We start from the raw sequence: 24,451 nt of genomic DNA, 5'->3' as shown, positions 1-24,451 counted from the left end.
TGGTTTTGGTAAAGTGCCACGCCCGTTTGCGGTAGGTTCGAATAAATTTTCAACCCAAGGTGTTAACTGCCTAGAACGTCAAACCCGTTTGGGGGGGGCGCGTCTTGCAGGTTTGTCATGCATGTATTTTGGGAGAACGGATTATGGTAGAAATTTTGATCGGAGCCGCGGCTTTTGGACGCCGTATAGACGAAGCGTATCAAAAACTGAAACTCTCCGTGGGATCAAACCAAGACCGGCAGCAAAGGGCGTTGGAAAACGCGTTTTCCACCAGCACGTTCATCTACGGAACTGTCGGGCCAGTCGCGTTGCATGCCGCGGCTGGCAACAGGGGAAACGCAGCTGCACGGGGTGCGGCACAATGGGTCAAGCACACAAAGGATAACCTGCTGGCCAAAGGCGTCAACCCAGAGGCTGGGGTGCGGTTTCTAAACCGTGAATTCAAACTGTACGATCCAGGCCCGCGGACGGCGCAGCTTGTGGCTGGAAATTACCAGATGATGGACATGTATTACGGCATGGATAACACATTGTTTCGCAACCGTATTCCCGCAATTGCGGAATTCGTACACTATGCCATGCAGTTTGACAAAATGGGGGTACCGTTCGATCCGAATGTATCGGGGCGCGATGCGTTCAAACAGGCGTTCAACACGTCCAATGAAGGCTGGAACATGGATTTCACCCAACGCCGGGTCTACGGGCAATCCGCGACACAAGAGATGTCAAAGATCATCCGCGAAGGCATTTCGCGATATGGCGGCCGACTTATCTTTGAAGGGAAAGCGGTTTATGGGGCAGGCATTTTTGACTTGGCCGCACGACAAGGGGACACAGATCGCGAAGCCCAGGCGCTGTTTCAAAACTTCAACGTGCGCGGCACGCCTATGGTGCCTTTGGGGCAGGGTATTCTTGAATTCCAATGGGGCGGGCAAGCGACAACGCCGACACGTGCGCATTTTCTGACCAATTGGAGTTACGCAGGGCCGAGCATCCATGGCGTGGCGAACCGGATTCATATGACAGACAAAACCCAAACCCAAACCGGCCACCTGAACAGGTTAATGGGTCCAAACCACGGGCTGCGACCAATCTGGAACAATTTTGTTAATTTTCCACTTAGTGTTTATCGGGAAATCAATAGGTTACGTGGATTGACCGTTCACACAAGCAACCAAACGGCAGCCGACAATATGCGTGATGCGATTAACCTTTTAACGCTAGCCATTCATTCGTAATGCAGTGTCTGGGCGCGGATTAATGGAACGGATTTTATTAAACTTCTTAGCGCTTGGCGTTTTGAGAATGCCCTGTTTTTGCGTAAGATCCGGATCGAAAGCTGAGGGAAATATGTTGGGCCAATTCGCATTGCCAGTCTACGCAGGTTTGGGTGCTGCTGTTGTGCTCGCCACCATTTTTTCGTTCGCGCCCTTGACGGGTGGCGGTGCAGTGTCTTCGCAATCCAATGCGGTCATGTCCCAGATACGCGCTGAAGCGTCTTTTTGCGCTTCCAATCTGAAGGATGTGAATTGTGGATGTTTTGGCCGTATTTCGGGGCTTGTGCAAAGCGAAACGCAACCAAAGGTGCCCGGGGCATTTTATGCGGACCAACAGCAATTGGCGCGTGGCCAAGCCTTGCGGTCATGCTGATGGCGGTGTGATTAGGGGCAAACCCGATGCGCGTCAGCCAGCCCGTCGTCTTCCGCATGTTTTCGAACAAAATGTAGGAAAGGTTTGGTGGAGCATAGCGGAGTCGAACCGCTGACCTCCTGCATGCCATGCAGGCGCTCTACCAACTGAGCTAATGCCCCTTTAACCAAGGGTCGGCCTATATGACCTTATGCGCCGCTGAATAGGCGCTGGCGCGGGCGGGATCAAGTGAAAAATCCCCGCCCTGCACCGAATTTCCGATCAGCTGTCGTCGTCGCCTTCTGACGCAACATCTGCGATCTCTTCCAACGGGACAGTGTCCGCGTCTTCATCGTCGTCATCCAGGATATCATCGCCCAGATCGACATCGACGTCATCATCGTCGTCCAGCACCACATCCTCGTCATCCGATTCTGTCGCTTTGGCTTTGGCTGTCACCGCATCCTCTTCGTCCGCTGCAATCATGCGCGTCTTAGAGGCATCCACCACAACAGTCTCACCCGTGTAGGGGCTGACAATCGGGTTTTTGTTCAGGTCGTAAAAGCGTTTGCCGGTCGTCGGGCACAAACGCTTCGTGCCCCATTCTTCTTTGGGCATATCAATCCCCTTATAAATCTCATGCATGGGCCGACAATTTTACGCAAGCGCGTGTGTCGACGATTCCGCGCAATTGCCATATGGTGGGGGGACTGTCAAAGGCTTTAGGGCGTTTGAGACACAATGACGCCAATAGGGCGCAGCCGTCGAGTGGGTGAAATGGGCACACATTTTCTACATGGGGCACCGGATGTGCCTGTGATATTGCGACATTCTGCGCGGGCGCGGCGGATTTCATTGCGCATTTCCCAGTTGGATGGCCGCGTGACGCTTACGGTGCCCAAAGGGGTCTCAGAGGCCGAAGCGCTGGGGTTCGCACACCAAAAGGAAGACTGGATTCGCGATCACCTGTCCAAACGCGGGGCGGATGCGATTGTGGCGTTGGGGTCTGAAATCCCGCTTGGGGGGCAATTGTTTCAGGTTGTGGCAGGGCAAGGGCGTCGTGTGCAGATCAGCGATGGCCGGATTGCGGTGCCGGGGGCCGCAGAGCGGGTCGGCGCCCGTCTGGTCGGGCATCTCAAGCAGATTGCACGGGCGCGACTGGCCGAGGCCTGCGATGATTATGCAACGCGGTTGGGCAAGCCCTACAACAAGATCAGCATACGCGATACACGGTCGCGGTGGGGGTCATGCACCTCTGCGGGCACATTGATGTTTTCGTGGCGTCTGATTATGGCACCACCGGACATTCTGGATTACGTGGCGGCGCATGAAGTAGCGCATTTGGCAGAAATGAATCATTCCGCGGCTTTTTGGGCGCAGGTCGAACGTATTTATGGCGACCACAAAGGGCCACGGCGTTGGCTGCGGACCACTGGCAATGATTTGCACAGGTACCGCTTTACCGATTGACGTGATCACAAAATGTGATCACAAAAAGAGCATGGAAAGACCCGCCCAACCTTTGATCAAGCCGACCGAACCCGTCACACCCGCCATTGGCGCCGCCCATGATCGGGTTTACCGGCAGCTCAGGGGGCGCATTATGCACGGTGAAATCATGCCGGGTCAGCCGCTGACATTGCGCGGGATCGGCAAGGAGTTCGGGGTCTCCATGACACCTGCCCGCGAATCCGTGCGCCGTTTGGTGGCCGAAGGGGCGTTGACCATGTCCACGTCGGGCCGCATTGCCACACCGCGCCTGACAAATGAGCGGATCGAAGAACTGGCGGCTTTACGTGCCCTGATCGAAACAGAGCTGGCCAGCCGTGCCTTGCCCCGTGCCCACATGGCGCTGATTGAACGGCTGCAGACGATCAACAGCACCGTGGCAGAGGCCGTGGCGCACCGCGATGCCGTCAACTATATCCGCACCAACCTTGAATTTCACCGCACCCTTTACCTTCGCGCCCAAGCGCCTGCGATGCTGGCCATGACGGAAACGGTCTGGTTGCAAATGGGGCCGACGATGCGTGCGCTTTATGGGCGACTTAGACGGACAGAACCGCCACAGTATCACCGTCTGATCATTGCGGCATTGCGTGCAGGGGACGAACCCGGGCTGCGGCTTGCTGTGCGGTCCGATGTAACACAAGGATTAAGGATGTTAGCCAGTTGACCCCGACCACCACTCGCAAAGCTAAGGCCAGTGACCTGCCACAGGTGTTAGAGATGATCCACGCTTTGGCTGCGTTCCACGGCGACACACCGACGCTGGACCTCGAAACGTTGCAAAAAGAGGCGCAGCAATGGGTTCATATCATCGTAGCGGAACACGGTGACACGCTGGTGGGATACGCCACGATGTTGCCCTTGGCGCAGTTGCAATTCGGCGCACGTGGCTATGACATTCACCACATGTTTGTGCGTGAAGGTTTGCGTGGCATGGGGGTTGGCAAAGCGCTCATTGTGGGATGCGTTGAACACGCCCAAGCCCAAGGTTGCAAATATGTGATGGTGGGCACGACGCCAGACAATGTCGCGGCCCAAGCGGCTTATTCCGCCTGCGGATTTGAGCGGCGCGATGGGACCGCGCCGCGTTTTCTGTACCGCGTCTAACGGTTAGTTCTTAACAGGCACAAACACGCGCAGAGGAACGCCGTCTACCGCAAGTTCCTGATGAGAATTGGCATTCAGGGTAACGTCCAACGTCACGTCGCCTTCTGGCAAATGATCCAGATGGAACCAAGGGCTATAAAGGCGCGCCAGCTTTTCGCCATTGGCATAGACATGGGCGTGACCTTCGCCGGGCACGTGGTCAAGGCTTGCATTTTGAGGCGAAAAGGCAAAGTTGGTGACGGTCAGCTTCAGGTTCCAACCCACCACGGGGTCTTTGAACACCTCAGCGGCCAACGTTGGCGCGTTTTGCGCTGGGATTGCCAAAGGGGCCATCGCGGCATGATCGTGGTTGCCGCCATGACCAGTTGCATGGTCATGGCCGTCCAGGGTGATGCCTTGCGACGCGGCCATCAAAAACCCGAATCCCGTGCCAAACACCAAACCGATCACCAGCATCATTATGCGACGATCCATAAGTCACGCAGCCTCCGCTTCGGAAGACCAGAAATAGGCGCAAAGTGTCCCTAGAATGACCCAAGCAGCCAGTCCAACACCCAATGCACGGGCGGCAAACAACGCGCCCAATTCGGTGGGGACCGGTCCTGCAAATGTGTCCGGTTCCGGTGCGCCAATCAGATGCGGAGCAGCCAAAAGAACGACCGCGGCGGCGATGCCCTTGGCGTTGCGGTGAAAAGCCAACAGCCACATGGCCGCGACGGCTGCAGCGACCGTTGGGAAAAACCACATCTGGCGTGCCGCAACATCTGCAGCGGCCACGCCGGGAACTTCAGGGGCCAAGGAAAAGCCCGGTGCCAGATGTGCTGCCACAAACCCCGCCACGCCCCAGATCATACCGTTTGTCGGAGTGATCACAGCACCACGTTCTTGTGCGATGCTCATCAATGCAACGAGACCCAAGGCGTAACCGCAATAGACCAGCATCGTGAACATAACGCTGAGCAGGTCACGCACAGGGTCAAATCCGGGCAGGTTCTGACTGGCGGACACCGGGGCGGCACCGAAGTGAACCAGATCGCCGCCCTCATACAGTTCGGCATGCAGCAAAACGGGTTGAACAAAAATATACTGCATCAAAGCAATAAGAAGTCCGGCAGCCGCACCTGCAAACAGGGCGCTGGTCAGGATACGTGTGAACATATCGGATAGTCCATTGATTTGTATAACAAAAAATCGCCTTCGCCCGAAGCGGCGAAAGCGTCTAGCACATCAACTGTTAAGCATCTGCCTTAGTGGCAGGGGAAGCCTGTCGCGTGGCGCACGTCATGGGCGGCGTCATGCAAAGCTGCGGCTTGAACGTGACCGGCCAGAACCAGAATGCCTGCACCCAGAACCAGCGCAAAAAGCGCAGGGATCATGGCAGAACGGGATTGTGGGGCGGATACAAGTGTTGCTGCTGTTGTTGTCGTCATCTTCGTCTTCTCCTTGCTGTCACACCCGACAGCGTTTGTTTCATTTGTGCCCGGCAGGTCTCCTGGCTCACGTGTCGTTGCGGATCCCGACCTTCCCCAAGCCATCTCGGCCCGAGTGGTATCGTTGAGATCCGCTCTGCGCTTACAGTCGCGGGGGCGGCTTGAGCTTTGGATTTGCACCCTTACCCAATTCCCTCTTCGTTTGGCCGTGCAGCGATAGACTGCACGCACAAAAACCAAGCCCTTTAGCCGTAACGCTTGGGGCCACGGTGGCGCAAGTGACATCTGCGACGGCGTGACGTCGTTCAGCGGCGTTTGCGCAACAAATATGCGTCCATACACCATCCATGTGCCGCACGGGCTGCTGCACGCGTGGCAAGAATGTCGGCGCAAACCTCCTGCAAGGGGCCTGACCGGATCACCTGATTCTCCATACCCAGATAGGCACCCCACCAGATGTCGAAATCCTCCAAAGGCAGGGTTTGAAACGCGCAATGCCCGTCCAGCATGAAAATCGCGCTGTCCGCGCCTTTTGGCCAGCCATGATCGCGCAACTGACGGCCTGTTGTGACAACAAAAGGGGCACCAATCTCGTTGACAGGAATAGCATGGGCCGCGGTTAGGGCTTGCAGCGTTGTGATGCCTGCCACGACCTTGATGTCGGGCATCGGGTCAAGGCGCGTGGCGATGCGCAGGGTGCTGTCGTATAGCGATGGGTCGCCCCAAACCAGCAAGGCCACACGGGGCGCATCTTGTGCGGCTGCTTGCCACCCCAGTGCAATGGCGTCGTGCCACAAATCAACCGCTTCCATGTAATCGCCGTCAGCGCGGCGTGCGGGAATGTCGAATTCGATGATTTTCGGCGCTGAATCCGGTGCGACTTTGGCGATGATCTGATGACGCAAGTCGGCCAAGTCGGATTTCTTGTCACCTTTGCGCGGTATCAGGATGGTGTCGGCGGCGGCGATGGCTTTTGCGGCCTCGAACGTCACATGGTCGGGGTTGCCCGTGCCGATGCCGATCAAGGTCAACTCACGCATCGTAATCTTCCGCCAATGGTCCATAGAGGATCAAGGCAGGCGAGGTCGCCAATTCACCTTTCAACGTCTCGACCAAAGCGGCGATTGTTGTGCGGGTCAGCGTCTGGTCGGGGGTCGAGACTCCTTCGGCAAACAGAACATCGGTTTCGCCGGGAAGGCCGTGTTCGACAAGCATCGTGGCCAAACGTCCAAAAGTGCGCTTGCCCATGAAGACGACTGTGGTCGCTTCGGGGTCGGCCAATGCGGCCAAGTTCATGTCTTCCGGCAATTGTCCGGCCACATCATGGCCCGTGATAAACTGCACGCGCCGCGCGGTCAGGCGACGGGTCAGCGGAATACCGGCTGCGGCCGCCGCGGCACAGGCTGATGGCACACCGGGGATGATCTCATATGGGATGCCTGCGGCGCGACAAGCGACCAATTCTTCTTCGAGCCGTCCGAAAATACCACCATCACCTGATTTCAAACGGACGACGTGCGCCCCGTCTTGGGCGTAATCCACCAGCAACTGGCTAACGTGGTCCTGTTTCGGGCTGGGACGACCGGCGCGTTTGCCGACACCCACCAAATCCGCGCCGGCCCCTGCATGGGACAGGATCGGACCCGATGACAGATCGTCAAACAAGACTGCATCCGCGCGCTTCAAACGATCGACAGCCTTTAAGGTCAGCAATTCAGGATCACCGGGACCGGAGCCCACAAAAGACACAAAACCCGTCATGCTTGTGCTTCCGCGATCAGGTGAAAGAACGTGCCTGTGACGTTGCCTTTCACGCTGCCTGTTTCGGGCACCGGAGCACCTTCAGCGTCCAGAACCTTTGCCAAAGGGGCGTCCGGTTCTTCCAGAATTGTAGAATAATGGAATTCGTGCCCGCGCAGCACATCGCCCGCGGAAAATCCGGGCATGGGCGCACCAAGGTGCGCCTTACGGTAGCCCAGGTGGAACTTGCGTTTCTCGTAGCTTGTCACCAAACCCAACAGGCCAAGCATCTGATGTTTATGACCTTCTTTGTCGATCAAAACCTCGCCCAGTGCCATATATCCACCGCATTCACCATGAACGGGGCGGGTTTCGGCGTGCTGAAGCATCGCCTTACGAAACTTGGTGGCCGCCGCTAGTTTACCCGCGTGCAACTCAGGGTATCCCCCCGGCAACCAGACCAGATCAGCGTCCGATGCAGGTGCTTCGTCATGCAACGGCGAGAATGGCAAAATCTCGGCCCCTGCGGCCCGCCAACCTGCCAAAAGATGTGGATAGGTGAAGGAAAACGCCGCGTCTTGCGCCAAGGCAATGCGCTGTGCAGGCGGCGCAGGCAAGGACCCCGCGACCGGGGCCGGACCGCTGGTTGCGGCAGCTTTGATGGCTTCTAGGTCGACGTTTTCGCGCAAGAATGCCGCATATCCTGCAATCGCGGCTTCCAGATCGGGATGCTCAACCGCTTGGATCAGCCCAAGATGGCGTTCAGGCAGCGCCAGATCACCACGGCGCGGCAACGACCCCAGCACTTTGATGCCATGTGCCTCCATTCCCAATCGGGTCAGGCGTTCATGGCGGGGGGACGCGACGCGGTTCAAAATGACGCCTGCAAAGTTCAAGTCCTTGCGGTATTCGCGAAAGCCCAAAGCGGTCGCCGCTGCCGATTGCGCCTGACCAGACACATCCACAACCAACACCACGCCCCAACCCATTTTCGCGGCGGTTTCGGCGCTGGTGCCATGACCCGTTGCCCCCGGAAATGCGACCCCGTCATACAAGCCCATAGACCCTTCGGAAATCACAATGTCAGCGCCTTCGGATTGCGCCGAAATTGCACCCAATAGACCTTCGTCCATGGCCCATGTGTCAAAGTTGAACGATGCCCGTCCGGCTGCCGCGCGGTGAAACGCGGGATCAATGTAATCGGGGCCGGATTTGAAAGGTTGTACCTTCAAGCCGTCTTCGGACAATGCCCGCAGCAGCCCCAACATCACCGTCGTTTTGCCTGTGCCGGAAGACGGCGCAGAGATCATCAAACCTTTAGGGTTGTTCATCTTTTTCACTCCATGAGGCCCAAGGGCTGTCAGCGGTCTGCGGGCGGTAGCGGCGGTCATAGTCTGTCGAATAAAGACAGCTTTCGTCAAACCCTTCACCCGCTAAGGCAGGACCCACAAGAATCAGCGCGGTGCGTGCAATTTCGGGCGTGACCACATCAGCGATTGTGGCAAGTGTCGCGCGAATGATCTGTTCGTCGGGCCAGCTGGCGCGGTAGACCACGGCGACGGGGCAGTCGGCACCGTAAGAGGGCACCAAATCGCCGACAACCGTGTCCAAATTCTGGATCGACAGGTGAATGGCCAAAGTCGCCCCGGTGGCTGCAAAATTTGTCAGGCTTTCGCCTTCGGGCATGCTGGAGGCCCGTCCGGGCGTGCGTGTCAAAACCACGGATTGGGCCAAGCCCGGCAAGGTAAGTTCCGTGCCCAAGGCCGCTGCGGCTGCTGCAAAAGAAGGCACGCCGGGGGTCACGGACACCGGCACGTCTGCCGCGCGCAAGCGGCGCATTTGTTCGCCCATGGCAGACCACACAGACAAGTCACCGGAATGCAACCGCGCCACATCTTTGCCCGCCTTCGTAGCCGTCACGCAGGCCTCGATGATGGTGTTCAGATCCATGGCGGCAGTGTTGATAATCTCTGCATCCTTTGGACAATGCTGCAAGATTTCCTGCGGCACCAAAGACCCCGCATAAAGGCAAACGGGGCAGGCCGCGATGATATCACGGCCGCGCAAAGTCAAAAGGTCGGGTGCGCCGGGTCCTGCGCCGATGAAGTGAACAGTCATAGGTTGGGTCCTTTCGCGATGGCACAAGTGGCCATGCGGTCGTTTGAAATTTGGCGGGAGATGATCAGTGTGGCGCCGGGGCCAGCCGCGGACAAGGCCGCGGCCTCGGCGACAGAGCCTGTGCCGCGTTCGCGTGCGCTGATTGGTGATTGGGTCTGGGTTTGGGTCGCTTCGATTTCGGTGGTGGCGACTTTGAAAACAGCGCACTTTTGGGCCTTGGCAAAGCCCACGAAAGCAGGTGTTTGCGTTTTGTCTGCCGCAGTTGCTACCCCGTCAATCTGCATCGCATATCCCGTGGCATCCAATGCCTGTTTAAGGCTGTCGAATGTGGCGGAGGTGGTAAATCCAAACCCTGCAACGATCATCGGGTCACACCCCATTGCACAATCGGATAGCTGCTGGACCAGCCGCGTTTTGACCCCAATGGCTTGCTTTGCGCCAGTTCGATACGCAGCAAATCGCCGCCTTCGGTTCGATGCCACTGCGCTAACAGTGCTTCGGCTTCAAGGGTCACGGCATTGGCCACAATGCGGCAGCCTTTGGGGATGATCGCCCAAAGGGCTTCCAGTAAATCTTGGCTTAATCCGCCGCCGATGAACACCGCATCTGGTGCAGGCAAGGCATCAAGCGCGTCGATGGAAGACGCTGTGTGAACGCGCAGCCTGTCCACGCCAAGGCGCTGTGCGTTCTGCGCGGCCCGTGTCGCGCGTTGCGGGTTCGCTTCAACTGCGACGGCCTGGGTTGTGGGGTGAGACAACAGCCACTCAATCGAGATTGAACCCGACCCTGCGCCCAAATCCCAAAGGGTTTCGAAAGGGCGCGGCGCTAGGGCAGACATGGTTAATGCGCGCATGGGGCGCTTGGTAATCTGGCCATCATGATCGAACATTTCATCCGCACGTCCCGAGGCGCAGGTCAGCGCCGCACCATCGCCTGCGATCTCAAGTGCTGCGCAGACAGGATGCTGAAAGGATTGCGCCGGATCAGACACCGTCAACTGTGTCACACGTTGTCGCGGCCCACCCAAGGCTTCCATCACGGTCAACGCTGTTTTGGCAAAGCCTTCACCAGCCAAATAATTCTGCAATTGGGCCACAGCATCGCCGTCACGCAGCAAGACGATCACTCGCTGCCCCGCTGCAAGATGTGGTTTCAATCGGGTTATTGGGGCTGCGTGTAATCCGATGCAAGCCGTTGTTTCCAATGGCCAACCCATTTGCGCCGCTGCCCGCGAGAAAGTTGAAGGCACTGGGAGGGCCCGCCATTCGTACGAGGCAAAGTGACGGGCAAAGACTGATCCCGCCCCGTACCAGAACGGATCGCCCGAGGCCAAGGCGACTGTGCGCTGGCCTGAAAAGCTTTTCAGAATTTCGATGCCGTCAGCAAAGGGCACAGGCCATTCTTCAAGGCGGGCTGACACGTCTGGCAACAGCGACAAATGCCGTGGTGATCCCATGATGACCTTGGCCTCTTGCAGTGCTTTCAGGCTTGCGGGCGGTAGGCCATTCGGGCCATCTTCGCCAATGCCTATTATGGTTAACCAATGCGCAGACGCAGGACTAGACATGACACACCTTCTGATCCTTGGTGGTACGACCGAAGCCACGGCTTTGGCCCATGCCGTGCATGAGGCTGGCGTGACAGCCACGTTCAGTTACGCAGGCCGCGTGGCGCGCCCCAAGCGGCAACCTTTGCCCACGCGGGTGGGTGGATTTGGCGGCGTTGAGGGGCTGAAACGCTATATCGCAGATCACGGCATCACCCATGTGGTGGACGCCACGCATCCATTTGCCGCGCAAATGAGCACCAATGCGGTTGGGGCTTGCGACACAACGCCCTTGCTTGCGCTTTCCCGCCCCCAGTGGACAGCGCAAACCGGCGACACCTGGACCCATGTCCCCAGTATCGCGGCGGCAGTTGCGGCCCTGAAAGGTCCGCCGCGCAATGTGATGTTGGCGATTGGCCGGATGCATCTGGACGCCTTCGCGCCGATGCCGCAACACGACTATCTTTTGCGTTTGGTGGACGCGCCGGACGGTGATGTGCCTTTGCCCAAGACCCACATCGTTGTTGATCAGGGGCCGTTTACCGTCGACAATGACATCGCCTTGATGCGCGATCACAATATTGACGTGATCGTGTCCAAGAACGCAGGCGGCAGCGGTGCGCAGGCCAAAATCATCGCGGCGCGCAGCCTTGGTTTGCCTATCATTATGATCGACCGCCCACGCATTCCCAACCGCGCCGAAGTCGGCAGCGTGGCGGCTGTGATGGATTGGTTGGCTCATGACACCGACCGTGGTGTATAGATGATATCCCCTTGATCACGCTTGATAATGCGTGTGGTCGAAGACCCGACCAAGACCATTGTGCGCATGTCCGCCATGTCTGCGGTTGTTTGGGATAGCGGCACAACCTTCAGCGTTTCATCATCACGTGATACGTTGCGCGCAAAGATCACAGGGCGGTCATCGCCGCATGCGTCTTTCAAAATCTCAAGCGTTTTTTCAAAACCTTCGGGCCGCGATTTGGACCGTGGATTATAGAACGCCATTGCGAAGTCGGCTTCAGCCGCCAACCGTAACCGCTTTTCGATCAAATCCCATGGTTTCAGATTGTCGCTTAGGTTGATCGCGCAAAAATCATGCCCCAAAGGCGCACCTGCACGGGCTGACGCCGCCAGCATCGCGGTGATCCCCGGCAACACGTCAATCTGCAGATCCAACCATGCGGCTGGTCCAGCTTCCAACGCCTCGAACACGGCGGCGGCCATCGCAAAAACACCCGGATCACCGGAGGACACTACAACCACGTTTTTACCTTCGGCCGCCATCTGCAACGCATGTTGCGAACGGTCAATTTCAACCCGATTGTCAGAGCCGTGCAGCGTCAGACCATCGCGTTCTGTCACCCGCGCCACATAAGGAAAATATCCAACGACATCCGTGGCTTCTGCCAAAACGGCGCGGACTTGCGGCGTCACCAAATCCTCGTCCCCCGGCCCAAGCCCTACGATGGAAACGCGCCCGCTCACGGTCTGCGACCCTGCCCATGCACCACAATGATCGAGAAATAGGGCGTCACCTTATCCCCCGCATCTGACAGTTTTTGCACTGTCTGATTGGGCATCGTCGCGTATTCGATTAGCCACGCCGCGTCGAATTTCCCGGCGGCGCGTAAAGCACTGCGTACCTTGTCGATGTTGCGCCCGATCTTCATCACAACGATGGCGTCGGACCCTGCCATTTGTTCGGTCAGGGTTGCTTCTGGCAGCGTCCCCATCAGCACCGTCAAAATATCGTCACCCCACGTGATCGGCGCACCCGTGGCAGTCCACGCCCCGGACATGCCGGTGATGGCGGGCACCACTTCGACAGGCACCACATCTTTCAGGCGCGTGTACATGTGCATGAAAGAGCCGTAGAAAAACGGATCGCCTTCACATAAGACCACAACGTCTTGGCCGCCTTGCGCCAAGGCCTGCAAATGGGCGGCGCAGTCGGCGTAGAAGGCGGACAGGATTTCATTGTAGCGCGGATCGCTTAGGGGAATTTCGGTTGTGACAGGGTATTCCATCGCAAATTCAATGACCCCATCGCCCAACAAAGGGGCTGCAATGCGGCGCGATTGACCTTCGCGACCTGCTTTGCGGAAAAACGCCACATGTTTCGCGCCACGCACCAGACGGTCTGCCTTGACGCTCAAAAGCTCCAGATCGCCCGGCCCAAGGCCCACGCCGTATACCGTGCCGGTTTCGGGTGCGGCGCTCATTCCGCGCGGCTCGCGATGGCATTGATGGCGGCCACGGTGATGGCAGAGCCGCCCAAGCGTCCTTCGACGATGACCCATGGCACGGGGTTGGCCTCGCGCAGCGCGTCCTTGCTTTCCATGGCGCCAATGAACCCCACGGGACAGCCGATGATGGCTGCAGGGCGCGGGCAATCGGGGTCTTCAAGCATATTAAGCAAGTGAAACAAGGCCGTGGGCGCATTGCCGATTGCGACCAAAGCGCCATCTAGGTGGGGGCGCCACAGTTCCAATGCGGCAGCAGAGCGTGTGTTGGACATCTCTTTTGCCATGTCGGGTACGGCGTCATCGCGCAGAGTGCAAATGACCTGATTGTCAGCTGGCAGGCGTTTGCGCGTGACGCCTTCGGACACCATATAGGCGTCACACAGGATTGGCGCACCAGCTTGCAACGCAGCGCGTGCGGCTGTGCCAAATCCGTCTGAAAAATGGATGTATTGGGCCAAGTCCACCATGCCGGCTGCATGGATCATGCGCACCGCAATCTGTTCGACATCGGCGTCAAACCGGGCCAGATCAGCTTCTGCGCGGATGGTCGCAAAGCTGCCTTTGTAGATGGTCGCGCCATCGGTCTCATATTCATATGGCATTACGTCAAAAGCTCCAATTCATCGGCCAGCCAGTCTAGGGCAAGTCCGCGCTGCAGCGGCTCATCCCATGGATGACCGTTTCGGACAAGATCAAACGCGCCGTCCCGGCCCACAGCGACGACATCGGTGGATGCGCGGTGGGCGCAGCCTTTGGCGCAACCGGAAATATGCAGGCTGCGTCCGTTAAGGTGAGGCGCAAGGATGTCGGCAACGTCGCGTGTGGTCACGCTGGCAGAGGCACAGGCAGGTGCGCCGGGGCAGGCATGGATGTTCAATCGCGGGTCATTTGCCGATGTGGCGAAAGCCTGCATGTCGGTTATCGCTGCACCGTCGAGTATAAAAATGCGGTTGGGGGCAAAGCGCATGTGACCCGCTTTGGAACGGGTCAAAAGCGTTTTCAACGCCAGCGCGTCGATGCTGCCAAATGGAACGCCATAAGCAAACGCATTGGTTAATGGCCCGGGTGTTAGTGCGGGCGCTGAAGGCGCAAATGTTTCGCGTGCGAAACAATGGGGCAGAGGCGTTGTCTCAAGATGTGGGGCCATACGCCGTATGTCGGGGTTTACGGTTTCGTTAAACCAACGGGCCAAGGCGATAGCGGCATTAACCGCTTCGCTTTCGGTCACCGTTTGGCCAAGGTCTGATCCATCTGCGCGCACGATCAATCCGCCACTGACCGAGGTCTCAATGCGGATGTCGCCCGAGGCTGCACTGAGTTGCCGTGGGCCGTCAGCATCGACCACGAACCCGAACTTGGCAGGCAGGTCCGGCAAAGAGTCCAGTTCGGCAATCAAGCGGGCTGCAATGGCTTGGGACACGTGGTGCGGACCGCAAACAGGGGCCACGATGATGTTGCGGCGCTGTTCCAGTTCCGGCGTCGGGTCCAGAAGCCCCAAATCCCACAACCTATCCAAAACCGCTTGGTGGTCACGCACGCCGCGCATTTGCAGATTGGCCCGGTTGGTCAGATCAAGAATGCCATTGCCATGGGTCAGCGACAGGTCGCAAATCCCTTGCACCTTGTCCGCAGGAAGGGACCCCAAGCGGGGACGCACGCGCACGATCAACCCATCGCCGGACATCATCGGACGGTAAGCGCCGGGGCACCACCCTTTGACTTGCGGATCACTCACTCTGCCACCTTCAGGCGGGCGGCAATCGAATTGCGGCGCGTCTGCCAAAGGCCTGCATCATGTAACGCGTTAAAGCGGTCTTGCATCGCGCGGTGGGCTTCTGGGTTGGCGTCGCTCAAGAACGCATCAACTGCGGTGTCGCCAAGGGTGGCATCATAGTAAAGGTCGAACAAATGCGCAGGAACGGCCTGTGCCAGATGTGCAAAAGCGCCCATGTGTTCCAAAGTCGCTGCAATCTCGGCGGCGCCGCGAAAGCCGTGGCGTTGCATGCCTGCGATCCAGTCAGGGTTGGCGGCGCGGGCGCGGACAACGCGGGCGATTTCCTCGGGTAGGGTGCGGGCACGCGGATGCGCAGGGTCGGTGTTGTCAAGGTGATACAAACGCGCGAGGTTTCCGCCCCTTGCGGCCTTCGCGGCAGCGAAGCCCGCTTCATGAGTGGCGTAGTCACCGGCCAGCAAAAGATCGGTTTCGGGCAAATCCTGCGGATGCACAAAGCTGTCGGACGCCGCAACACGGTCCGCGATACCCTGCGCGTTTTGGGTGACCTTTTCGCCGTCCAATGCATAGCTGGACGCCTTTAACCACGCTTCGCCCGCTTTGCGGCGGCTGTCCTCGTCATACGTGTCGACCAGATCGCCCATCCCAAGGCCATAGCTGCCCGGCGCGGGACCAAACACGCGATCGGTGTCCTGACCCACATAGGGGTTCCAGTCGGGCGCTTCATCGCGTTGGCCCAAAACCCGCACCGCTTGGGCGTAAAGCGCTGAAAGCGTTGGAAACACGTCGCGGAACAATCCAGAGACGCGCAAAGTAACGTCTAAACGCGGGCGGTCCAGATCTGTGATGGGCAGCACTTCGATGCCGCTGACGCGTTCGGACCCCTTGTCCCAGAATGGTTTTACGCCCAGAAGCGCCAAGGCCATCGCGAATTCCTCGCCAGCCGTGCGCATGGTGGCGGAGCCCCAAAGGTCCACGATCAACCCTTTCGGATAATCGCCTTCTTCCTGCAAATGACGGCGCACCAGTTCCTCGGCCAACCGCACCCCTTGGGCATAGGCTGACCGTGTAGGGACCGACCGTGGATCAGTGGTGAAAAGGTTGCGCCCCGTCGGCAAAACATCCGTGCGGCCCCGGTAGGGCGAACCAGAGGGGCCGGGGGCGATGCGTTTGCCGCAAAGCGCATCCAACAATGCAGCCTTTTCGCCATGGGCGGCCGCCACGCTGTCGAATTGCGTCTCGATTTCAGGCACGCGGCCATAGATGTGCAGCCCGTCGCCAAACTGGCTTTCCTTGATGTCGCAGACAAAGCGGTCGATGCGGGTGATCGCCTCGGCAGAACAGCTGGCCGTATCCAAGCCCAAGTCCTGTTCCACGCCAATCGCCTGTGCTTCTGTGCGGATATCGTCTTGCAAACGGTCACGGCGTTTGGGGTCTAGGCCATCGGCGTTGGAGAATTCATCCAAAAGTGCCTCAAGCCGGACGAACTGGTCCGGTGTTTGGCTTTGCCTCATCGCAGGCGGGATATGTCCTAAAGTCACTGCACCGATGCGGCGCTTGGCTTGGGCCGCTTCACCGGGATCGTTCACGATGAAAGGATAAATGACAGGCGTGTCGCCGATCAAAACACTGGGCCAACAATTATCTGACAGGGCTACGGATTTGCCGGGCAACCATTCCAGCGTTCCATGTGCGCCCACATGGACCAGCGCATCGATCTTTTGCGCACGCAGCCACAGATAGAACGCCACATAGGAATGGCGCGGCGTGCGGGCCAGATCGTGGTAATCATCTTCGCGGGTTTTCATTTCCCCGCGCTCTGGCTGCAAAGCAACCAGCACCGCACCCCTGCGGGTGGCGGGAAATCTGAGCGCACCGTCGTGGCACATCGGATCGTCAGCGGCGTTGCCCCAAGCGTCCTGCAGGTCGCGCTGTAGCTGGTCTGGTAGTGTGTCAAGCGCGGTTTGGTATTCCGCAAGAGGCCACGCAAGTGTGTCTTTCAGCGCCTCTTGCAGCGGGGGGCCTGCGGGTGCGCTTAAATCATCCAGGATCGCATCGGTCGACGCCAGCGCGTCCAGCCCAACGGCGTGGGCCATGTTCCAATCCTTGCCGGGGTACGTCGACAACACGATCGCGGGGGCTTTACCTTCCTGTTTTTGCAATGCAATCCAGCCCATCACCTGATCGGTAATGGCCGCAATGCGTGCGGCGACAGGGCGATGCGTGAAGCGGGAATACTCTAGCGCGGCGTCCTTCTTTCCCGGCTCTTTGAAGCTGGCCACACCTGCAAAAATGCGCCCGTCCACTTCGGGCAGGACTACATGCATCGCAAGGTCCGTTGGGGACAATCCGCGTTCTGCCTCGGCCCATGCTTTCTGGCGCGATGTGCCAAGGGCGATCTGAAACACAGGCACGTTGCCTGCGTCCAACGGCGATGTGCCATCTGCGCCTTTGCCGGAAAAGGAAGTGGCGTTGACGATGGCGTCGGGCTGCAGCGTGACCACCTGGCGTCGTAACCAACCTGCTGCGTCCGGGGCTTTGAGCGATGGCGCGAAAATGGCCACCACGTCGCAGCCTTTGGCGCGGAAACTGTCGAACAGCGCCTTGATCGGGGCCATGTCAGCAGAGGTCAGGTAAGCGCGGTAAAAACTGATCAGGATGCGGGGTTTGTCGCCTTGCGACAAGCAGGCAACGGGACAGGTCACGCCGTGTTCAGGCGTCCATGCACCGACGCTTGGCACCACTTTGGACCCGCGCACGGGGCCAGCGTAAAGCCCGGCGGCGAGGGCAAGCTGGGCTAGGGCGGCTTGGGCCGCGACTTCGCCGCCCTGGTCACATAAATGCGAAAGGCGGCGCAGTGTAGATTTGGGCAAGGTGGACACGTCGTCCAGCCGCGTGTCCTCGCGCCCGTCCGCAGGCAGCACGGCCAAGGCGATGCCTTTAGCGCGACACAGGGTTTCTACCTGTTGCAGGCCGTAAGACCAATATGCATAGCCACCGATCAGGCGGATCAAGATGCCCTTGGCCCCTTCAAGCGTCTGTTCCACGTAAGTGTCGACAGACAAAGGGTGTTTCAGCGCCGTTAGGTTGGCAAGCCGCGTTGTGGGCAGCTTGCCTTTGGCACGGGCAAAGCCTGCCGCAAAGGCCCCAAGGTCAGAATCGGAAAACGACAACACCACAAGGTCTGCCGGGCTTTGCCCGAGGTCCATGGGGGTTTCAGATTCCTCTAACCCGTGGCTTTCACGAAAGACGACGTGCACAGCATTCTACCCGATCAAAGCCGCGCGAATGGCGTCGGGGTTCACGTCGTCATGTTCGGCGATGACAACCAAACGCCCACGTCGCTCTGATGCGCCCCATGGTTGGTCGTATTGCTGACGCACGCGCGCACCGACGGCTTGAACGAGCAGTCGCATGGGTTTGCCTGTGACGGCCGCATAGCCTTTGACGCGCAGGATGTTTTGATCCTTGGCCATGGCTTCGATGCGGTTGACCAACTCGGCGGGATCGCTGACTTCGGGGATGTCGACCACGATGGATTCAAAGTCGTCGTGTTCGTGGTCGTGGTGCCCATCGTGATGGGACGGACGCGCGTCCATGTCGTCTTCGGCGGCGGCTTCTAGTCCAAGGATCACGCGGGGGTCCACGATGCCCTCGGAAATTTCCACGATGGGAAGCGGACGGGGGGCTTCTGCGTCGATCACCGCACGGGCTTTGGCAATGCCGTCAGCGCCGGCCAGATCGGTTTTGGTCAAAAGGATGATGTCGGCGCAGGAAATCTGGTCCTCGAACACTTCGGACAGGGGCGTTTCATGGTCTAGGCTGTCGTCGGCTTCGCGCTGGGCGTCGACGGCTTTGACGTCAGGGGCGAAACGGCCATCGGCCACGGCCTCTGCATCTGCCAAAGCGATCACGCCATCGACGGTGATTTTCGAGCGGATATCGGGCCAGTCGAACGCCTTCAGCAAAGGCTTCGGCAAGGCCAGACCGGAGGTTTCGATCAGGATGTGATCGGGGCGGGGCTCCAGCGCCATCAGGGCTTCAATGGTCGGGATGAAATCGTCTGCGACTGTGCAGCAGATGCAGCCGTTTGACAGTTCCATGATGTTTTCGGCGGGGCAATCGGGGATCGCGCAGGATTTCAGGATGTCGCCATCCACGCCTACATCGCCAAATTCATTGACGACCACTGCAAGGCGTTTGCCTTGCGGGTTCTGGATCAGGTGCTTGATCAGTGTTGTTTTGCCCGCGCCGAGAAAGCCTGTGATGACGGTGACGGGAAGTTTTGAAAGATCGCTCATTTGGCGGCGTCCTCTGGCAGGTTCAGGGGGGGGATTCGGGCAACGCAGTTCTTGCGGAAATGTTCAGGGCGTTCGCGCCATGGCACAAACCCGTCAGCGGCGTTGTAGTAGCGGGTTACGCCATCGGTGACGATTTCGACCTGTGTTTCGGGGTCAAGATTGCCATAAACATAGGCGTAGCGGTTGCCGCCGCGCATCATGATGTTGCACCCACCTTGGCAATTGGTGAAGCACTGCGTGGGGCGCACGGTGACATGCGCGGGCAGGTCTTCTTTTAACATGGCCTCATATAACAAGTTGCCGGGGCGCAGCGCATCATCTTCGATGGCGCGGCCCATTTTGCAGGTCGTACAGACCAATAATTCCACTGGTTCTAAAGTCGTTTCAGTCATTCCATAGCCTTTGTGTTCTGGCTGGAAAGAGCAGGGTCATCCGAAACCTCGAAAGAGGCTCGCATGCCCGGAACACCCCGTCCGGTTCGCGTTTCAGTTCTGCTGGCAGGTCTCCCGGCTTGCGGATTTGCGCATTCTGCGCGCGGTGCGCCCTACCTTCCCAGCAAAAGCCAGTGGTGTGGGGCGACCTCTCCGGTCACGGTCGCGGGGGCGGCTGCGCTTTGCGAAATTTCGCGTATCGCATTCCCTTTTCACCTGTCCTAGAACAGGAACCAACGGGTTAGGCTTTGCGCCTGCGTGCCCTTATTGTCAAGCACAACAGGAGTCTTCCATGATCGACGAAAACACCCGCCACACCGAGAAGATGAAAAAGATCAAAGCAGCGCGCGATCGGATGATGGAAACCAAGACCGAGGAAAAGGGTTTGATCGTGGTGCATACGGGGCCGGGAAAAGGGAAGTCTTCCAGCGGTTTTGGGATGATAATGCGCTGTATTGCCCATGAAATGCCGTGCGCTGTGGTGCAATTTATCAAGGGCAATTGGATGACGGGGGAACGTCAGTTTCTGACGGAACGCTTCGCGGATGAATGTAAGTTCATTGTTTCTGGCGAAGGGTTTACATGGGAAACTCAGGACCGTGAACGCGACATTGCAGCGGCCAAGGCAGGCTGGGAGCAGGCTAAAGAGGTGATCCTAGACCCGAACATACAGTTTGTGCTGCTCGACGAGATCAACATCGCCCTGCGCAACGACTATCTGGACATCGACGAGGTGGTGGAGTTCTTGCAAACGCAAAAACCGTTCATGACCCATGTGGTTTTGACAGGGCGAAACGCAAAAGAGGAGTTGATCGAGGCGGCGGATATGGTGACCGAGATGGGGAACGTGAAACATCCGTTCCGTGATGGAATCAAGGCGCAGAAGGGTGTGGAGTTTTGAGCACTCCTTTTGATCTTGTGGTTTGGGACTTTGACGGCGTCCTGAATGCGAACATCGTTGATGGTCGATTTGTATGGGTGGATCAGATCGAAGCAGATCTAGGCGTAAACCGCGAGCGCTTCCAAAACTTTGTGTTCCGATCCGGTTTGATCCAGGATGTCGTTGCGGGACGGCGCGATTTGCTCGAAGTGGTTGCAGATTGGATCACTCGGGAACGCTTGAAAATCGACGCAGATGCGTTTCTGGACTATTGGTTTGAGCATGATGCGTTGCCCGATCCACAGGTAATCGATTGGCTCAAAGGTTACGGTGGACGCAGTGTGATTGGCACAAACAATGAAGCCCGCAGAGCCGCCTACATCGAAAATCAGATGGGGTTCGGTGCACATGTCGAAGCTGTATTTGCATCTGGACGAATGAAAGTCGCCAAACCGGATCAGGCCTTTTTTGAACAAATTGAAACTTGGAGCGGGACCTCTGGCGATAAAATCCTGCTGGTCGATGATACACTAAAGAATATAGAGGCCGCACAGGCTAAAGGATGGCAGGGCCTGTATTTCACTCCTGAAACGCGAAACCATCTGCCAGCATTGCTTGGGCTGGAGGTGTGACCAAAGCCATCATGATCCAAGGCACCGGCTCCAACGTTGGGAAATCCATGTTGGTGGCGGGGTTGTGCCGCGCAGCCCAGCGACGTGGGCTGTCTGTTGCCCCGTTCAAACCGCAGAATATGTCGAACAATGCAGCGGTGACCTCGGATGGGGGTGAAATTGGACGGGCGCAGGCCTTGCAGGCGCTGGCATCGGGCCTTGCGCCGCACACGGATATGAACCCTGTTTTGTTGAAGCCTGAAACGGATGTGGGCAGTCAAGTGGTGGTGCAAGGCAGGCGTATTGCGACGGTGAAAGCGCGGGAATATGCGACGTTGAAACCGACATTGATGGCGTCGGTTCTGGAAAGCTTTGACCGGCTTAAGACGCGTCATGATTTGGTGATTGTAGAGGGGGCAGGAAGCCCGGCGGAGGTGAACCTGCGTCACGGTGATATTGCGAACATGGGGTTTGCAGAGGCGGCGAACGTGCCTGTAATCCTATGTGGAGACATTGATCGGGGTGGCGTGATCGCACAAGTGGTCGGCACGCAAACCGTCATGTCTGAGGCTGACAATGCGCTGGTTTCCGGCTTTATGATCAACAAGTTTCGCGGCGATCCGAGCTTGTTCGACGATGGGTATCAAATGATTGCAGACCACACCGGCTGGGTTGGTTTCGGTGTGTGCCCATGGTTCAAGGATGCATGGCGTTTGCCAGCGGAGGATGCTTTGGACATCCGTTCCGGTCCGCAAAATGGCGGGTTGAAAATTGTTTGCCTGACCTTGTCGCGCATCGCCAATTTTGACGACATGGACCCGCTTGCGCAGGAGCCGGGGGTGTCGATGGTGATGCTGAAAGCGGGCGAGGTCATTCCTGCGGATGCTGATTTAGTTATTGTGCCGGGGTCCAAATCCACGCGTGGCGACTTGGCCTTTTTGCGCGATCAAGGATGGGATGTGGATCTGATGGCCCATTATCGCCGTGGTGGGCATGTGTTGGGGATTTGCGGCGGTTATCAGATGCTTGGCACTGTAATCCGCGATCCTGACGGTATTGAAGGAACTGCTGGCGAAAGCACCGGTTTGGGGCTTTTGGACGTCACAACAGACATGATTTCGGACAAGCGCCTGACGGAAGTGCGTGCCGTGCATGCGGCTTCGGATTTGCCGTTTGAAGGGTACGAAATTCACATCGGACGCACGGAAGGGCGCGATTGCCAGCGTCCGTTTGCTTTTGTGGATGGGAATGCCGAGGGAGCACAATCGGCTGACGGCCGTGTGACAGGCAGCTATTTGCACGGTATGTTTGCCGATGACGCGTGGCGGGCTGCGTTTCTTGCAGGGTTTGGCGTTACGGGTTCTGGTGTGGGGTATGCTGATGGCGTGCAGCGTGCATTGGATGATTTGGCCGATCACATGGAAACACATCTGGATGTGGCCGGGATTTTTGCGGCGGCGCGGTAAACGGGCATGCCCCTTTGGCTGGCGCCTGCACCGGGATTTTTTAGAAAAAAGACGTAACAGAAAAAAGACGTAACAGAAAAACTGTGGGAGATCGTGTTGTGAAAAAGCTGAAAATATCGTCCGCCCAGATGGTGGCGGATGCAAGGGCGCGGATCGAGGAAATCGAGACGTCTGATTTGATCGGAGTGGTTGACGATCCGAATGTGGTCATCGTGGATATTCGCGACATTCGCGAGCGCCAGCGCGGTCATATTCCGGGCAGCGTTCATGCGCCGCGTGGCATGATCGAGTTTTGGGTTGATCCGGACAGTCCGTATTTCAAGCCTGTGTTTGGCGAAGACAAACGGTATGTGTTCCACTGCGCGTCTGGTTGGCGGTCGGCCATCACCGTCGCCACTTTGCAGGACATGGGGTTTGAAGCGGCGCATCTGCGCGAGGGCTTTTCCACTTGGGCTGATCAAGGTGGGCCTGTCGAAGTTCCTGAAAAGAAGACCTAGATTTAACATCATTTGTTTGACGCGGGCTGAAGTTTCCCGTTTTCCAAATCGGGCTTGCCAACAGGCACACACCTGTCATGCTAACGAAAACACCAACAACATCGGGAGAAACATCATGTTGCATACTATGAAGAAAGCCGCGCTTGGAGCGTTGCTTGTCGTGGGCATGGGCACTGCGTCCTTTGCACAAGACATCAAGTTTTTCACAATCGGTACGGGTGGCACAGCCTTCACCTACTACCCAGTGGGCGGCGTGATCGCGAATGCGATTTCCAAGCCTCCTGGGTCGCGCGAATGTGGTCAGGGTGGATCTTGTGGCGTCGAAGGTTTGATCGCATCTGCGGTGTCTTCACGTGGGTCAGTGGACAACGTAAACGCAATCATTTCCGGTTTGCGCAACTCTGGGTTTGCCCAATCTGACGTCGCGTTCTGGGCTTACACGGGCACTGGCACCATGGAAGGCAAAGAGCCTGCCACGGACCTGCGCACCATCGCAGCCCTGTTCGAAGAGCACATTCACCTTGTTGCACTGAAAGACAGCGGCATCAATTCCGTCGCTGACCTGAAAGGCAAACGCGTGTCTTTGGACGAACCGGGTTCAGGCACATATGTCGACGCCAACCTGATCATGGAATCCAACGGCATCACTGTTGACGACATTTCAGCCGAAGCGCTGAAAGGCAACGCAGCGGCAGAAGCATTGCGCAACGGCAAGATCGATGCGTTCTTTGTGGTTGCGGGCTACCCCACAGGTGCCTTGGTTGAGCTGGCCTCGGCTGCAGACATCAAACTGGTGCCAATCGACGGTGCTGGCGCGGATGCTTTGACCGAAAAATATGGCTTCTTTGCGTCCTCTGACATCCCCGCAGGCACCTATGAAGGCGTCGATGCGGTCACAACTGTCGCCGTGGGCGCACAGTGGTTCACATCTGCCAAAGAAGACGAAGAGCTGGTGTACAATATCACAAAAGCACTGTGGAACGACGAATCCCGCAAGCTGCTGGACGTGGGCCATGCCAAAGGCAAAACCATCACGCCTGATACGGCGCTGAACGGTATCGGTGTGCCATTGCACGCAGGCGCCGAGCGGTTTTACAAAGAAGCCGGCCTTCTGAAGTAAGCGTTTGAGTTTATGGAAAAGCCCGGGCGCATTCATGGCGTTCGGGCTTTTTTGTTAAGCTCAAACAGCGTGTTAATCGCAACTG

At 57.9% G+C, this 24,451-nt stretch carries 28 protein-coding genes, 1 tRNA gene and 2 riboswitches; of the genes, 11 read left to right on the top strand and 18 right to left on the bottom strand.

The features are described from left to right. Positions 1–143: 143 nt before the first annotated feature. Together ABJL60_RS15100 and ABJL60_RS15095 are read left to right on the top strand one after the other, a co-directional pair. Positions 144–1,238: a hypothetical protein gene (locus tag ABJL60_RS15100; protein WP_348290061.1), complete on the top strand. Its 1,095-nt coding sequence runs from the start codon at positions 144–146 to the stop codon at positions 1,236–1,238. A gap of 112 nt (positions 1,239–1,350) precedes the next feature. Continuing rightward, a complete protein-coding gene (locus tag ABJL60_RS15095; protein ID WP_348290059.1) occupies positions 1,351–1,650 on the top strand; it encodes a hypothetical protein in 300 nt (99 codons plus the stop codon). 85 nt (positions 1,651–1,735) lie between these two features. Here ABJL60_RS15095 and ABJL60_RS15090 read toward each other — a convergent pair. After that, a tRNA-Ala gene (locus ABJL60_RS15090) sits at positions 1,736–1,811 on the bottom strand. A 100-nt stretch (positions 1,812–1,911) separates the two neighbouring features. Continuing rightward, the gene (locus ABJL60_RS15085) at positions 1,912–2,247 is read right to left on the bottom strand and encodes a TIGR02300 family protein (RefSeq protein WP_108829593.1); all 336 of its coding nucleotides are present in this window, start codon (positions 2,245–2,247) and stop codon (positions 1,912–1,914) included. 123 nt (positions 2,248–2,370) lie between these two features. On the opposite strand from ABJL60_RS15085, the gene ABJL60_RS15080 reads away from it, so the two are divergent. From ABJL60_RS15080 to ABJL60_RS15070, 3 genes are read left to right on the top strand one after another with little or no spacing between them, the layout of a single operon-like run. Continuing rightward, entirely contained in the window at positions 2,371–3,099 is a 729-nt protein-coding gene (locus ABJL60_RS15080) for a SprT family zinc-dependent metalloprotease (RefSeq protein ID WP_348374475.1), read from the top strand. A 31-nt stretch (positions 3,100–3,130) separates the two neighbouring features. After that, complete coding sequence (locus ABJL60_RS15075) at positions 3,131–3,805, top strand: GntR family transcriptional regulator (RefSeq protein WP_348290055.1); 675 nt, start codon at positions 3,131–3,133, stop codon at positions 3,803–3,805. Further along, entirely contained in the window at positions 3,802–4,245 is a 444-nt protein-coding gene (locus ABJL60_RS15070) for a GNAT family N-acetyltransferase (RefSeq protein ID WP_348374474.1), read from the top strand. The genes ABJL60_RS15075 and ABJL60_RS15070 overlap by 4 nt, the downstream gene beginning before the upstream one ends. A 3-nt stretch (positions 4,246–4,248) precedes the next feature. On the opposite strand, the gene ABJL60_RS15065 is transcribed toward ABJL60_RS15070, so the two are convergent. From ABJL60_RS15065 to cbiE, 9 genes are all read right to left on the bottom strand, one after another. Beyond that, the gene (locus ABJL60_RS15065) at positions 4,249–4,719 is read right to left on the bottom strand and encodes a hypothetical protein (RefSeq protein WP_348374473.1); all 471 of its coding nucleotides are present in this window, start codon (positions 4,717–4,719) and stop codon (positions 4,249–4,251) included. A 3-nt stretch (positions 4,720–4,722) separates the two neighbouring features. Next, entirely contained in the window at positions 4,723–5,403 is a 681-nt protein-coding gene (locus ABJL60_RS15060) for a CbtA family protein (protein ID WP_348374472.1), read from the bottom strand. 89 nt (positions 5,404–5,492) lie between these two features. Then, positions 5,493–5,675, bottom strand: coding sequence for a CbtB-domain containing protein (locus tag ABJL60_RS15055; RefSeq protein WP_348374471.1), 183 nt, complete (start codon positions 5,673–5,675; stop codon positions 5,493–5,495). Between the two features lie 34 nt (positions 5,676–5,709). After that, positions 5,710–5,931, bottom strand: a riboswitch (cobalamin riboswitch). A 49-nt stretch (positions 5,932–5,980) separates the two neighbouring features. Then, entirely contained in the window at positions 5,981–6,715 is a 735-nt protein-coding gene (cobF, locus tag ABJL60_RS15050) for a precorrin-6A synthase (deacetylating) (RefSeq protein WP_348290049.1), read from the bottom strand. Next, positions 6,708–7,436, bottom strand: a complete 729-nt coding sequence (gene cobA / locus ABJL60_RS15045) for a uroporphyrinogen-III C-methyltransferase (RefSeq protein WP_348290047.1) — start codon at positions 7,434–7,436, stop codon at positions 6,708–6,710. The genes cobF and cobA overlap by 8 nt, the downstream gene beginning before the upstream one ends. Then, positions 7,433–8,746, bottom strand: a complete 1,314-nt coding sequence (locus ABJL60_RS15040; protein WP_348374470.1) for a cobyrinate a,c-diamide synthase — start codon at positions 8,744–8,746, stop codon at positions 7,433–7,435. The genes cobA and ABJL60_RS15040 overlap by 4 nt, the downstream gene beginning before the upstream one ends. Further along, positions 8,733–9,533 (bottom strand): precorrin-4 C(11)-methyltransferase, encoded by an 801-nt coding sequence (cobM, locus tag ABJL60_RS15035; RefSeq protein WP_108829584.1) that lies wholly within the window; start codon positions 9,531–9,533, stop codon positions 8,733–8,735. Before cobM ends, ABJL60_RS15040 begins: the two co-directional genes overlap by 14 nt. Next, positions 9,530–9,898 (bottom strand): cobalamin biosynthesis protein, encoded by a 369-nt coding sequence (locus ABJL60_RS15030; protein ID WP_348374469.1) that lies wholly within the window; start codon positions 9,896–9,898, stop codon positions 9,530–9,532. Before ABJL60_RS15030 ends, cobM begins: the two co-directional genes overlap by 4 nt. Next, positions 9,895–11,100 (bottom strand): precorrin-6y C5,15-methyltransferase (decarboxylating) subunit CbiE, encoded by a 1,206-nt coding sequence (gene cbiE / locus ABJL60_RS15025; RefSeq protein WP_348374468.1) that lies wholly within the window; start codon positions 11,098–11,100, stop codon positions 9,895–9,897. The genes ABJL60_RS15030 and cbiE overlap by 4 nt, the downstream gene beginning before the upstream one ends. On the opposite strand from cbiE, the gene ABJL60_RS15020 reads away from it, so the two are divergent. After that, complete coding sequence (locus ABJL60_RS15020) at positions 11,099–11,842, top strand: cobalt-precorrin-6A reductase (RefSeq protein WP_348374467.1); 744 nt, start codon at positions 11,099–11,101, stop codon at positions 11,840–11,842. The two genes, cbiE and ABJL60_RS15020, sit on opposite strands and share 2 nt — an antisense overlap. Here the strand turns inward: ABJL60_RS15020 and cobJ are convergent. From cobJ to ABJL60_RS14985, 7 genes are read right to left on the bottom strand one after another with little or no spacing between them, the layout of a single operon-like run. Continuing rightward, positions 11,818–12,567 carry a precorrin-3B C(17)-methyltransferase gene (cobJ, locus tag ABJL60_RS15015; protein ID WP_348374466.1) on the bottom strand — a complete coding sequence of 250 codons (750 nt, stop codon included), beginning with the start codon at positions 12,565–12,567 and terminating at the stop codon, positions 11,818–11,820. The two genes, ABJL60_RS15020 and cobJ, sit on opposite strands and share 25 nt — an antisense overlap. Then, entirely contained in the window at positions 12,564–13,304 is a 741-nt protein-coding gene (cobI, locus tag ABJL60_RS15010) for a precorrin-2 C(20)-methyltransferase (RefSeq protein WP_348374465.1), read from the bottom strand. Before cobI ends, cobJ begins: the two co-directional genes overlap by 4 nt. Further along, complete coding sequence (locus tag ABJL60_RS15005) at positions 13,301–13,930, bottom strand: precorrin-8X methylmutase (protein WP_348290033.1); 630 nt, start codon at positions 13,928–13,930, stop codon at positions 13,301–13,303. Before ABJL60_RS15005 ends, cobI begins: the two co-directional genes overlap by 4 nt. Next, positions 13,930–15,063 (bottom strand): cobalamin biosynthesis protein CobG, encoded by a 1,134-nt coding sequence (locus tag ABJL60_RS15000; RefSeq protein ID WP_348374464.1) that lies wholly within the window; start codon positions 15,061–15,063, stop codon positions 13,930–13,932. Before ABJL60_RS15000 ends, ABJL60_RS15005 begins: the two co-directional genes overlap by 1 nt. Next, entirely contained in the window at positions 15,060–18,320 is a 3,261-nt protein-coding gene (cobN, locus tag ABJL60_RS14995) for a cobaltochelatase subunit CobN (protein WP_348374463.1), read from the bottom strand. The genes ABJL60_RS15000 and cobN overlap by 4 nt, the downstream gene beginning before the upstream one ends. 6 nt (positions 18,321–18,326) lie before the next feature. Beyond that, the gene (gene cobW, locus ABJL60_RS14990; RefSeq protein ID WP_348290028.1) at positions 18,327–19,361 is read right to left on the bottom strand and encodes a cobalamin biosynthesis protein CobW; all 1,035 of its coding nucleotides are present in this window, start codon (positions 19,359–19,361) and stop codon (positions 18,327–18,329) included. Continuing rightward, on the bottom strand, positions 19,358–19,753 hold the full coding sequence (locus tag ABJL60_RS14985; RefSeq protein WP_348290027.1) for a DUF1636 domain-containing protein: 396 nt from the start codon (positions 19,751–19,753) through the stop codon (positions 19,358–19,360). Before ABJL60_RS14985 ends, cobW begins: the two co-directional genes overlap by 4 nt. Positions 19,754–19,839: 86 nt before the next feature. Beyond that, a riboswitch (cobalamin riboswitch) is annotated at positions 19,840–20,045 on the bottom strand. Positions 20,046–20,084: 39 nt separating this feature from the next. Between ABJL60_RS14985 and cobO the strand changes: the two genes are divergently transcribed. From cobO to ABJL60_RS14960, 5 genes are all read left to right on the top strand, one after another. Beyond that, entirely contained in the window at positions 20,085–20,693 is a 609-nt protein-coding gene (gene cobO, locus ABJL60_RS14980; RefSeq protein WP_348374462.1) for a cob(I)yrinic acid a,c-diamide adenosyltransferase, read from the top strand. Continuing rightward, positions 20,690–21,304, top strand: coding sequence for an HAD family hydrolase (locus ABJL60_RS14975; protein ID WP_348374461.1), 615 nt, complete (start codon positions 20,690–20,692; stop codon positions 21,302–21,304). Before cobO ends, ABJL60_RS14975 begins: the two co-directional genes overlap by 4 nt. Further along, the gene (locus ABJL60_RS14970) at positions 21,301–22,749 is read left to right on the top strand and encodes a cobyric acid synthase (protein WP_348374460.1); all 1,449 of its coding nucleotides are present in this window, start codon (positions 21,301–21,303) and stop codon (positions 22,747–22,749) included. Before ABJL60_RS14975 ends, ABJL60_RS14970 begins: the two co-directional genes overlap by 4 nt. A 98-nt stretch (positions 22,750–22,847) precedes the next feature. Continuing rightward, positions 22,848–23,246, top strand: coding sequence for a rhodanese-like domain-containing protein (locus tag ABJL60_RS14965; protein WP_348374459.1), 399 nt, complete (start codon positions 22,848–22,850; stop codon positions 23,244–23,246). A 115-nt stretch (positions 23,247–23,361) separates the two neighbouring features. Further along, positions 23,362–24,366, top strand: coding sequence for a TAXI family TRAP transporter solute-binding subunit (locus ABJL60_RS14960; protein ID WP_108829571.1), 1,005 nt, complete (start codon positions 23,362–23,364; stop codon positions 24,364–24,366). Positions 24,367–24,451 lie beyond the last annotated feature (85 nt).

Origin of the sequence: Ascidiaceihabitans sp. (assembly GCF_039986515.1) — a bacterium.
Classification (GTDB): domain Bacteria; phylum Pseudomonadota; class Alphaproteobacteria; order Rhodobacterales; family Rhodobacteraceae; genus Ascidiaceihabitans.
The sequence above is the reverse complement of the archived record's forward strand: the minus strand, read 5'-3'. Positions and strand labels throughout refer to the sequence as shown.